Below are 10,870 nucleotides of genomic sequence, written 5' to 3'. Positions count from 1 at the left end.
GCAAGCGCGACCCCCGCGACTTCGCCCTGTGGAAGGGCCACAAGGACGGCGAGCCAGAGACCGCCTCGTGGCCGTCGCCATGGGGTCACGGCCGCCCCGGTTGGCACATCGAGTGCTCCGCCATGGCGGGCAAGTACCTGGGCGCCCAGTTCGACATCCACGGCGGCGGCATTGACCTCCGCTTCCCGCACCACGAGAACGAGCTCGCGCAGGCCCGCGCCGCCGGCCGCGGCTTCGCGCAGTACTGGATGCACAATGCTTGGGTGACGATGTCGGGCGAGAAAATGTCGAAGTCGCTCGGCAACACCGCGCAGGTGAGCGAAGTCACGCGGCAGTTCGACCCCCGCGCCGTGCGCTACTTCCTGCTCGCCCCGCACTATCGCTCCACCATCGAATTTTCCCCCTCCGACGACGACACCCGCGGCTCGCTCGCGGAGGCCGAGAAAGCGATCGAGCGCATCGACTCCTTCGTGCTCCGCGCCACCGAGCACGCCACCGCGTCACCCGACTACACCCACCTCGAGCAGTGGCAGCGCTTCGCTGCGGCCATGAACGACGACCTCGGCACGCCAGGAGCCGTCGCACAACTCTTCGACGTGATCCGCGCCGGCAACCAGGCCCTCGCCCAGGGCGACGATGTCAGCGCCCTCCTCGGCGCCGCCACGGCGATGCTGAACGTCTTCGGCCTCCACCCCCAGGCCCCAGAATGGGCCACCAACGCCACCACCGACGACCTCACACCCATCGTCGACTCCCTTGTGGGAGCGCTCTTGGCGCAGCGTGCGGAGGCTCGCGCGGCCAAGGATTGGGGCACCGCCGACGCCATCCGCGACACCCTCGCCGATGCCGGCCTCACCATCACCGATACCCCTGACGGGGCGAAATGGAGCGTGCGCTGATGCCAGGAAATTCGTCACGACGAGGCGCAGGCAAGCGCGGCCCCAGCAAGGCCGCCGGCTCCGGCGGCCGCAACCGTCGATCGCTACAAGGCCGAGGCCCGACGCCGAAGGCCGAAGACCGCGTCTACCACAAGGCGTACAAGGCGAAGCAGGCCGCGGCAAAGCGCCAGGGCGGCCCCTCGAAGCGTCCCCCGAGGGCGAAGGCCGGCGCCGACTGGGTCGTCGGCCGCAACCCCGTGTTCGAGGCCCTCACCGCCGGGATGCCCGTGAAGCAGGTGTATCTTGCGGAGGGCGCGGAGCGCGACGACCGTATCCGCGACATCCTCAAGCACGCCGCCGAGCATTCCATCCCGCTCCTGCAGGTACCCCGCGGTGAACTCGATCGGGTCACGGGTGGGCTCGTCCACCAGGGCGTCGCCCTCCAGCTCCCCCACTACGACTACGCCGTGCCCGAGGAGCTTTTCGCCGACGGTGTGGACGCCGCAGCGGTCTTCGTCGCGTGCGATGGCATCACCGACCCCCGCAACTTGGGCGCGATCATCCGCTCCGCCGCCGCGTTCGGCGCGGCTGGGGTCGTGATTCCGGAGCGCCGGTCGGCGTCGATGACGGCGGCAGCGTGGAAAACCTCGGCGGGCGCGGCGGCGAGGATCCCCGTCGCGATGGCAGGCAACCTCAACCGCGCGCTCGAGCAGGCGGCCAAGATGGGCTACACCATCGTCGGGCTCGCGGGTGAGGGCGAGGCGCAGCTGGGCGGCATCCCTGGCGCCGACGGGCCGCTGGTGATCGTCGTCGGCTCCGAAGATGAGGGTCTTGCTCGGCTCACCCGCGAGCGCTGTGACGCGCTGGCGCGCATCCCTATCGCCTCCGACGTGGAGTCGCTCAACGCCTCAGTGGCGGCGTCGATCGCGCTCTATGAAGCGAGCCTCCAACGCCCACACAACTGAGGCGGCAGCCAGACCTAACCCGATATCCACATTCGTTTGCGTCAGAGCCCGTTTTCGGCCCGATTTGGCAAACGCGTGTGGATATTGGGTTAGGTGGGCCTTGGGCCCCACGCTTCTAGAAGCGGCTGTCCGCGTCTTTGTACTGCAGGTTGAACCGAATGGGGGTGCTGCTGCCGGTGAAGTTGCCCGCCACGCCCGATACTTCTTGGAAATCGACGCGGATCTTCCCCGCCGCGCTGAATACCAGCGACGCTTGGTCGTCGCGGCCGGTCACCTGGAACGTGGGCTGCACGTCGGATTGCCCGCGCCGCACCGCGTCGGTGGTGATCGTCTTCGGTGTCACAAGTTTGGCTTTGCTGCCGTCGAGCGCCGTGTACGTGAATGAGCTGGGTAGGTCGAGCTCGATATTCGTGCCCGACTCGATGCCCTGAAACTCGACGCGCGCCGCCATCGGGATGGTCAGCCACTGCGCCCCAACGGGTGACCAGCCGTGCTCCGGCGTCCACGGCGCCATAAACGCATTCGACGGGCGCATGCCAATGCGGAAGATCCCCGCCACCGGCTCGTAGCCGGGCGCCTGCGCGGAGTACTGGCGCTGATACACGTTGTCGGGCGGGTCGAACACGACGGTCGTGCGCGAGCGGAAGCCCTCGTTCGCGTTCCAGGCCTCGTCAACCGCGGGGATGCCCTGCACGAGGTCGACGCGGATGGTCTTGCCTTCGTCGGTTATTTCCAGCACCGCGGTGCCCTCAGCGGGGATGCACGCGACGATGAACTCCCACGACACTTGAAACTTCCCCTGCGCGACCCCACCGAACAGGTTCTGTACCGGCATGCCTGTGCCGTCGCGGTTCAGGCTGACGTCGACGGGGTGCTCGGCGTCTTCGACGAACACCGGACGGCCGGCTTGGGCGGTGAAGGCGACGAACCGATACCCCTCGGGTGCTCTGAGGGGTGCGGTTTGATCAATCTGTTGTGCAACCTCGTAGGGGATGCGCTCACTGATGAGCACTTCGCCGATCCGCCCATCCATGTGGGGGGTGCTGAACACCAGCCCCAGCGGTGTGGCGTCGTCGACGCGAATGTGGGTGCCTGCGGTGGAGCGCGCGTAGAAGTCGGGCTCGACGACGCGTTCGGGCGGGGTGGTATCCGTCGGCGTGGGGCTGGCGCGATGATTTTCGGGCGTGAAGTTGATGGGCCCCGAGCAGCCAGCGAGCAGGGGGACCCCCAGCGAAGCGAGCGCGGCTCGACGGGAGACTCTCACGCTGTCCAACCCTATTGACCAAAGCGGTCATTTGCCACGTCTGACCACAATGGCAGCGATAGGTTAGTGTCGTTGCCCAATTTCCGAAGGAGCCCCAGTGAGCGACCTCAACGCAGTATCCGACGCGTACCGGACCTTACTCGACATGATCGGGCAGGTCGAGCCACGCATCGCCGACGCCACCCGCCAGGAACTCGCCGATCAGCGCGCGTCGCTGAAACTCATCGCTAGCGAGAACTACGCCAGCCTCCCGGTGCTCGCGACGATGGGCACCTGGCTGAGCGACAAGTACGCGGAAGGTACCGTAGGCCACCGTTTCTACGCCGGTTGCCAGAACGTCGACACCGTCGAATCCATCGCCGCCGAGCATGCCCGTGAGCTGTTCGGCGCCGAGTACGCTTACGCGCAGCCGCACTCCGGCATCGACGCGAACGTCACCGCCTACTGGGCCATTCTGGCGCACCACATTGAGGCCCCGGCGCTGCAAGAGCTCGGCGCCCGAACCGTCAATGATCTCTCCGAGGCCGACTGGGAGGCCCTGCGCAAGAAGTTCGGCGAGCAGCGTCTGATGGGGATGAGCCTCGACGCCGGCGGCCACCTCACGCACGGCTTCCGCCCGAACGTGTCCGGCAAGATGTTCCACCAGCGCGCCTACGGCACTGACCCGGAAACGCAGCTCCTGGATTACGACGCCGTCGCTCAGCAGGTGGAGGAATTCAAGCCGCTGGTGCTGGTGGCGGGCTACTCGGCTTACCCGCGTCGAGTGAACTTCGCGAAGATGCGCGAGATCGCGGACTCCGTCGGCGCGGTGCTCATGGTGGACATGGCGCACTTCGCGGGCCTCGTCGCAGGCAAGGTGTTCACCGGCGACGAAGACCCCGTGCCGCACGCGCACGTCGTTACTACGACGACACATAAATCGCTGCGCGGCCCCCGCGGCGGGCTCATCCTCGCCACCAAGGAGTACGCCCCCGACGTGGACCGCGGCTGCCCGCTGGTGCTCGGCGGCCCGCTGTCGCATGTGATGGCGGCGAAGGCGGTGGCCCTCGCCGAGGCCCGCACCCAGGCGTTCCGTGATTACGCCCAGCAGGTGGCCGACAATGCGAAGGCGCTCGCTGAAGGCCTCCTCAAGCGCGACGTTCGGCTCGTCACAGGCGGCACCGACAACCACATCGTGCTCATGGACGTGCGCGACTTCGGCATCACTGGGCGGCAGGCGGAGGCCGCGCTGCTTGAGTCGGGCATCGTCACGAACCGCAACTCTGTGCCCAACGATCCGAATGGCGCCTGGTACACCACCGGCGTTCGGCTCGGCACTCCCGCGCTCACGTCGCGCGGTTTCACCACGTCCGATATGGACGAGGTGGCCGGCATGATCGCAGGCGTGTTGAAGGCGACGACACCCACTGCGACGAGCAAGGGCACCCCGAGCCAGGCCAAGTATGAGCTCGACGCTGCGGCCCGCCAGTCTTCGCTCGACGGCGCTTCCAAACTGCTCGACGCTCGCCCGCTCTACCCCGGATTCGAGCTGTAAGCGCGCTGCAGTTCGCACTGCTGCTGTACATACGACGGTGGCGCCGATTCCTCCTAGCTGAGGGCCGGCGCCACCGTCGTTATTGCTGCCTATGCCGCGGTGATTACTTGTACGCGGCGATTGCCTTGGCTACCTCGACGAGCTCGGCTCGCGAGGCGTTCGAGCCGGACACCGATGCGACAGACTTCGGCTTCTTGCCTGGATGGATGTAACACGCTTCCAGCTTCTCGGTGCCGCCGGCCGTCTCGCCGCAGAATCCGCCGTCGAATTCGTCGACGTTCTGCAGACTCTGGCGGGCGTAATCCAAAATTGCTGTCTCCTCGCCAAAGTCGAGGACGAGGATGTTGGCCGAGCCCTTGGTGTACATCGTGAGCCCAAACTCGCTCAGCTGCCACTCGCCGATTTGCTTGGGCAGGTCGTCCACGGTGAGTTCCCCAGCGCCGCCGGGTTGCTGGCCACCAGGCTGTTGACCGCCGGGTTGCTGGCCACCAGGCTGTTGACCGCCGGGTTGCTGGCCACCAGGCTGTTCACCGCCGGGTTGCTGGCCACCAGGCTGTTCACCGCCGGGCTGCTCGCCACCAGGCTGCTCACCGCCGCCCGGGGTGTCCTCACCACCAGGGGTGTCCTCGCCGCCCGGGTCCACGGATTTCGACGGCGGCTCAGCGCTCGAAGACGAGGCACCCGGCTTCGGTTCCGCTGTCCCGCCGTCGTCGCCCTTGAAAAAGAACAGCCACACTAAGACGCCGATCAGCGCCAACACCAGCACGGAAATCGCGATGATGATGCCAACACCAGGCCCGCGACTGCCGTCTGGATTCTGCCCCTGCGGCGGCATCCCGCCGGGCGGCATGCCGGGCCCACCGTTCCAGCCCTGCGGACTCCCTTGGGCGCCATTCCAGCCCTGCGGCCCGCTTTGGGCACCGTTCCAGTTCGGCGCACCGCCCTGGTTGTTCTGCCACTGTCCATGACCTTGTGCCCCGGCAGGCGGATAGCCGGGGGAAGGCTGATTCCCCCACTGCTGCCCGCCATAGTTCTGCGGGTTTCCCTGGCCTGGGTATCTTGGTCCGCTCATCTAATCGTTTCTTTCTGTGAGACGCAGCCCGCCTCCGGGCCCATGCGTATTCTGATCGCTATCGTTCCACCGCGATGATAGCTTTCGCTAGGCGCACCATCTCATCAATTTCGGCGTATCGACTCGACATCAGGAACGTGTGCCCCTTGCCTGCCTTCGGCGCGATGGCGCACGTAATCATCTTCGTTTCTCCCGTCGAGTTCGGGTTCAGATAGCAGGCGCCACCGTCGAACTGCTGCAAACCTTCCCGGCCCTCACTCATCTGCTCTGGGCTCGTGTTCGCGCCGACGGGAAAGAAGCTCATCTGCCTATCGCCGTCTCTGTACACAGGCTGCGAATGCCCGCCCGCTTCTTCAATGTGCAGCTCCCAGCTCTCCAGCTTCACGGGCAGCATCTCGCGCAGGATGGCATACCCTTCCGTCATGGGGTCCGACGCGCTCGGGTCGTCACTGGGCGGCGCCTCCGTCGCGGGCATGTCCGTACTGGGAGCATCACTTGGTTCTGGTTCTGGCTCCGGTTCCGGTTCCGGTTCCGACGGTGCCTCCGTCGCCGATGGCGTGGGATCGGCAGAGGATTGGGGTGAGGGGTCTTCGTCGGTGGGCATGAAGCCCCAGATCAGCAACCCGATGAGTGCAACGGCAAGCACGCCGATCACGACGAAATACGGGGTGCGGTTGGGCCGAGGTGCGTTGGGGGCTCCGGCGAAACCGGGCATTCCCGGCTGTGCAGGTCCGGACATGGTAGGCCTCCTACCTTCGTAGTTCAGCGACGGCGCGCATCAAGGCGTCGTGGTAGTAATCAGCCTAACTGACGCGACGGCCACTGCGGCCACGCCTTCGCCACGCCCTGTGAGGCCAAGACCGTCCGTGGTGGTGGCGGTGACCGTCACCCTGGCGCCCAGCGCAGCGCCCATGACCTCTTGTGCCTCCTGGCGCCGACCTGCCATTCTCGGGCGATTACCGATCACCTGCACCGCGACGTTAACGATCTCGTAGCCTGCCTCACGAACGCGCTTGGCAGTCTCAGAGAGAAATTCGACGCCGCTCGCGCCCGCCCACTGTGGCTCGCTCGTGCCGAAGTTGCTGCCCATGTCGCCGAGCCCGGTGGCGGAAAACAGCGCATCGCACATGGCATGCGCGGCGGCGTCGCCGTCGGAATGCCCTTCGAGGCCGCACGGTTCGTCGGGGAATGTGAGACCGGCTAGGTGCATCGTCGCGCCTTCGACGAGTTTGTGCACGTCGGTGCCAATGCCAACCAGCATGGTCAGCTCCTTGCCCGCCACATTGCCTCGGCCAGGACGAGGTCGAGCGGCTCCGTGATTTTCATCGCCTCGCGATCTCCTTCAACGAAGGTAATCGGCGCACCGACGAGTTCACAAGCTGATGCGTCGTCGGTCACCGCGACGCCGTGCTCCTGAATGTGGCGATGCCCGGCGCGCAGCACGTCGGTGACGAAGCCCTGCGGGGTTTGGATGGCTCTAAGCTCCGCGCGATCAACGACGCTGCTGCCGCCGTCGAGCACGCGTCGGATGGAGTCGATGACGGGCACGACGGGGATCACCGCCTGCGCACCCTCGGCCACCGCCTGCACCACGGATTCCACGACGCGGATCGGAACGAGCGGGCGGGCGGCGTCGTGCACCAACACGACGGGGGCAGCCACCTCGCCCAGACCGTTACGCACCGATTCGTCGCGCTCAGAGCCCCCGGACACGATGGTGAGCTCAGCGACCCCAAACAAGGCGGCGCGGAATTGGTCGAGGTGCCCCGGATGAGCCACGACGACGATCTGCCCCACGCCCGCGCTGCGCAGGATGTCGACGGATCGTCGCACCATCGGCACACCGCCGACATCGACGAGTGCCTTCGGCAGCTCGTGGCCGAGCCTGGAACCAGAACCGGCCGCCACCACGATGGCGGCGACCGGTTGCACGCTGCGGTTGGTCATCTCAGGAGGCGAGAATCTCATCCAGTCGGGCTTCAGCCTTCTCGTTGTCGAGCTTGTTCGCGACGGCGACCTCTTCGACGAGAATGGTGCGCGCCTTGGTGAGCATCCGCTTCTCGCCAGCCGACAGGCCCTTGCCCTGGTCGCGGCGCCACAGGTCGCGGACCACTTCGGCAACCTTCAAGATGTTGCCGGAGTGCAGCTTCTCCATGTTCGCCTTGAAACGACGAGACCAGTTCGACGGCTCCTCAGTGTTCTTATCGCGCAGGACATCGAACACCTTCTCGAGCCCCTCTTCATCGACGACGTCGCGGACGCCCACGAGATCGAGGTTGCATGCCGGGACGCGAACCACCAGGTCGTTTTGTCCGATGATGCGAAGGACGAGATACATGCGGTCTTCGCCCTTGATAGTGCGGTTTTCGATATCCTCGATGACGGCCGTCCCGTGATTGGGGTAGACCACCGTTTCACCGATAGAAAAAGTCATATTGTTTTGGCCCCTTTCGCAGACTATTCTACCAGACTTTTCCGCGTGTCTCCTTGGACAAATCTCAGGGAAGTGTGATTGAGTTCGCCTCCGCGCGATTGCATCTCGATAGGGCGGACGAGCCCGATGGTTGAGTAGCCGCCCCGGCGCCCCCCCCCGCTGGTTGAGTAGCGCCGCAGGCGCGTATCGAAACCCGGCCACACACTTCGATAAGGGCGACGAACCGTCGGGGCGACGAATGTCACTCGTTGCGGCTAATATGACGGCCATCACCTATCGTCTCGGAAGGTTGCACCATGTTCGCTCGCGTACGGAAAGCAGCACTGGCCTGCGTCGCCGCATCTGCCATTGCTCTCACGGGCTGCACCGCCTCCGGGTGGCAGCAGAATGTGCCTCCGGCAGCTGGGGCTCAAGGTGAACTGGCTGTGACGCAAAGCAACGGCGCGGCCGCGAGCGAGAAGGCCCGCAACGTCCTATTCGTCGTCGACGACGAGGGCAAGGGGCTGCTCGCGGGCACCGTCGCGTCGGTGGACGGCACGGAAGTGACCGCCATCCACTACGCGCCGGAGATGCCGGACGGTTCCTTCGGCGAACCCGATCAGCTCGACTTCCAGGCCACCGTGGGTGCCCACGGGGCTGCGCGTTTCGAGGACGGGCCGGTCACCGTCGAGAATCCAGGCCTCACGCCCGGCCGCAATGCGCGCGTCGTCATCGAGCTCAGCACCGGGGCCATCCAGCTCGAGGTGCCGGTGTACGCCAACACGCACCCCGACTTCGAAGAGCTCTGGGAGAACACCCAGTCATAGCCTGCACGGCCGACGGGCAGCGCCCGGCGGGAAGCCCGTCGCTCAGCCTTCGTACTTGTACCCCAGCCCGCGCACGGTGATGAGGCGCTCCGGCTTCGACGGGTCGCGCTCGATCTTCGACCGCAGGCGCTTGATGTGCACGTCGAGAGTCTTGGTGTCGCCGACGTAGTCGCTGCCCCAAATGCGGTCGATCAGCTGGCCTCTCGTCAGCACTCGGCCGGGGTTGCGTAGCAACAGCTCGAGCAGGTCGAACTCGCGCAGCGCGAACCGCACTTCCTTCCCGTCGACGTACACTTGGTGACGTTCGACATCGACGCGCACTCCCCCCACCTCAACGACGTCGGGGACGAGCTCCTGATCTTGCCCGCGACGCAGCACCGCACGCACGCGCGCCACGAGCTCGCGGTGGCTGAACGGCTTGGTGACGTAATCGTCGGCGCCGAGCTCCAGGCCCACCACTTTGTCCACCTCAGAGTCGCGGGCGGTGACCATGACGATGGCGACGTTGGACTGCGCACGCAGCTGCTTACACACCTCGAGCCCGGGCATACCGGGCATCATGAGGTCGAGCAGCACCAGGTCGGCACCATGCTTGTCGAACTCCGCGAGACCCTCGGCCCCGTCGGCTGCGGTGGCGACGTCGAAGCCCTCCTTCTGGAGCATGAACGTGAGCGCGTCGCGGTACGATTCCTCGTCTTCGATGATCAGAATGCGTGTCATTGAACTGTTCCTTCACCTTTCAGATCACTCGGCACGGGAAACCGCAGCGTGAATGTGGAGCCTTGCCCAAGGTTCGACCACACTGTAATGGTTCCCCCGTGTGCCATGACGATGTGGCGGACGATCGAGAGCCCGAGCCCGGTGCCGCCGGTAGACCGGCTGCGGCCGTAATCGACTCGGTAGAAGCGCTCGAAAATCCGCTCCTGGTCTTCCTTCGAGATGCCGATGCCGTTGTCAGACACCTTCACGTCGACGACATCCTCACCGTTGTCGTGCTTCGCGGTGATGCTCACCGCCACCCGGGCTCCCTGGTCGGAGTAGTTGATGGCGTTTTGCACCAGGTTGGTGACGGCGTCGGTGAGCTCCCACTTGTCACCAGCGATCGTGACATCCTGCAGATCACCGACGATGATCTGCACCCGTCGATCTTCCGCAGACTCGCGGCAATTGCTGATGGCATCCTCGACAACATCAACCAGCGATACCGGCTCATGCGCAATGTTGGGTGCTGCCGACTGCAACCGCGACAGGTTGATGATCTGCGACACCAACTCCGACAGACGCTTCGTCTCACGCTGCAGACGCACGGAGAAACGCTCGACGGCCGCCGGGTCGTCCTTCGCGGCCTCCACCGCCTCCGCGAGCACCCCGATCGCGCCGATGGGCGTCTTCAACTCGTGCGAGACGTTCGCCACAAAATCCCGACGGATCGCCTCCACCCGACGGGACTGGGCGTTATCAGACCCCAACACCAGCAGCTGATCCTCGTCGAGCTGACTGATCGACACTGTGAGCGACAGCGGCGGCTCGCCCGGAATCGCCTCCCGGCTAATGTCACCAGAAAACTCCGAGCCAGACTGCCGCACATCCCGCGCCTGTTCGAGCAGTTGCTTGTAACCCAGCCGGGTGCCTTTCACCAGCGAAATATGCACCGCAGCCTCGTTGTGCCCAAGGAGCTCGTCGTGAGGGCCCACGACGGCCGCCCCAATGGGCAACTGCGCAATGAGGCGCTCGACGAGCGGGTCGATCGTCGGATTATTTTGCGCGAGCGCGATCGTGCGTCGGCGAGACGCCCACACCAGCGCCACCACCGCTCCGGCGAGCAGCAACGCCAAGGCCGCCCCCACCAGGCCAGCGCCAATGTACGACATGGCACCGAGTCTAGTGCCCTGCCGCTGCCCGTCGAAGGCACCCAAA

12 protein-coding genes are annotated in these 10,870 nt (G+C 65.7%); 4 read left to right on the top strand and 8 right to left on the bottom strand.

The genetic code is table 11. The features are described 5' to 3' along the window. Together Q0X68_RS09105 and rlmB are read left to right on the top strand one after the other, a co-directional pair. Positions 1-899: DALR domain-containing protein (locus tag Q0X68_RS09105; RefSeq protein WP_297750584.1), on the top strand; the 899-nt coding region annotated here is incomplete at its 5' end. Continuing rightward, the gene (gene rlmB / locus Q0X68_RS09100; protein ID WP_297750581.1) at positions 899-1,843 is read left to right on the top strand and encodes a 23S rRNA (guanosine(2251)-2'-O)-methyltransferase RlmB; all 945 of its coding nucleotides are present in this window, start codon (positions 899-901) and stop codon (positions 1,841-1,843) included. The genes Q0X68_RS09105 and rlmB, both read left to right, overlap by 1 nt. 115 nt (positions 1,844-1,958) lie before the next feature. Here rlmB and Q0X68_RS09095 read toward each other — a convergent pair whose 3' ends face one another. Then, a complete protein-coding gene (locus Q0X68_RS09095; RefSeq protein WP_297750578.1) occupies positions 1,959-3,107 on the bottom strand; it encodes a hypothetical protein in 1,149 nt (382 codons plus the stop codon). Positions 3,108-3,204: 97 nt separating this feature from the next. Between Q0X68_RS09095 and Q0X68_RS09090 the strand changes: the two genes are divergently transcribed. Beyond that, the gene (locus Q0X68_RS09090; protein ID WP_297750575.1) at positions 3,205-4,641 is read left to right on the top strand and encodes a glycine hydroxymethyltransferase; all 1,437 of its coding nucleotides are present in this window, start codon (positions 3,205-3,207) and stop codon (positions 4,639-4,641) included. Between the two features lie 103 nt (positions 4,642-4,744). Here Q0X68_RS09090 and Q0X68_RS09085 read toward each other — a convergent pair whose 3' ends face one another. From Q0X68_RS09085 to Q0X68_RS09065, 5 genes are read right to left on the bottom strand one after another with little or no spacing between them, the layout of a single operon-like run. Beyond that, positions 4,745-5,713 (bottom strand): hypothetical protein, encoded by a 969-nt coding sequence (locus tag Q0X68_RS09085; RefSeq protein WP_297750572.1) that lies wholly within the window; start codon positions 5,711-5,713, stop codon positions 4,745-4,747. A 58-nt stretch (positions 5,714-5,771) separates the two neighbouring features. Next, on the bottom strand, positions 5,772-6,452 hold the full coding sequence (locus Q0X68_RS09080) for a hypothetical protein (protein ID WP_297750569.1): 681 nt from the start codon (positions 6,450-6,452) through the stop codon (positions 5,772-5,774). A gap of 39 nt (positions 6,453-6,491) precedes the next feature. Continuing rightward, the gene (gene ispF, locus Q0X68_RS09075) at positions 6,492-6,974 is read right to left on the bottom strand and encodes a 2-C-methyl-D-erythritol 2,4-cyclodiphosphate synthase (RefSeq protein ID WP_297750566.1); all 483 of its coding nucleotides are present in this window, start codon (positions 6,972-6,974) and stop codon (positions 6,492-6,494) included. Between the two features lie 2 nt (positions 6,975-6,976). After that, positions 6,977-7,660, bottom strand: coding sequence for a 2-C-methyl-D-erythritol 4-phosphate cytidylyltransferase (gene ispD / locus Q0X68_RS09070; RefSeq protein ID WP_297750563.1), 684 nt, complete (start codon positions 7,658-7,660; stop codon positions 6,977-6,979). 1 nt (position 7,661) lies between these two features. Further along, complete coding sequence (locus Q0X68_RS09065) at positions 7,662-8,147, bottom strand: CarD family transcriptional regulator (RefSeq protein WP_297750560.1); 486 nt, start codon at positions 8,145-8,147, stop codon at positions 7,662-7,664. A gap of 425 nt (positions 8,148-8,572) precedes the next feature. Here Q0X68_RS09065 and Q0X68_RS09060 point away from each other — a divergent pair, with 425 nt between their 5' ends. Continuing rightward, positions 8,573-8,953 carry a hypothetical protein gene (locus tag Q0X68_RS09060; RefSeq protein WP_297750557.1) on the top strand — a complete coding sequence of 127 codons (381 nt, stop codon included), beginning with the start codon at positions 8,573-8,575 and terminating at the stop codon, positions 8,951-8,953. Between the two features lie 42 nt (positions 8,954-8,995). Here Q0X68_RS09060 and Q0X68_RS09055 read toward each other — a convergent pair whose 3' ends face one another. Continuing rightward, complete coding sequence (locus tag Q0X68_RS09055; protein WP_297750554.1) at positions 8,996-9,673, bottom strand: response regulator transcription factor; 678 nt, start codon at positions 9,671-9,673, stop codon at positions 8,996-8,998. Beyond that, entirely contained in the window at positions 9,670-10,824 is a 1,155-nt protein-coding gene (locus tag Q0X68_RS09050; protein WP_297750551.1) for a cell wall metabolism sensor histidine kinase WalK, read from the bottom strand. The genes Q0X68_RS09055 and Q0X68_RS09050 overlap by 4 nt, the downstream gene beginning before the upstream one ends. Positions 10,825-10,870 lie beyond the last annotated feature (46 nt).

It is taken from the genome of uncultured Tessaracoccus sp. (assembly GCF_947286155.1).
Classification (GTDB): Bacteria; Actinomycetota; Actinomycetes; order Propionibacteriales; family Propionibacteriaceae; genus Arachnia.
The sequence above is the reverse complement of the archived record's forward strand: the minus strand, read 5'-3'. Positions and strand labels throughout refer to the sequence as shown.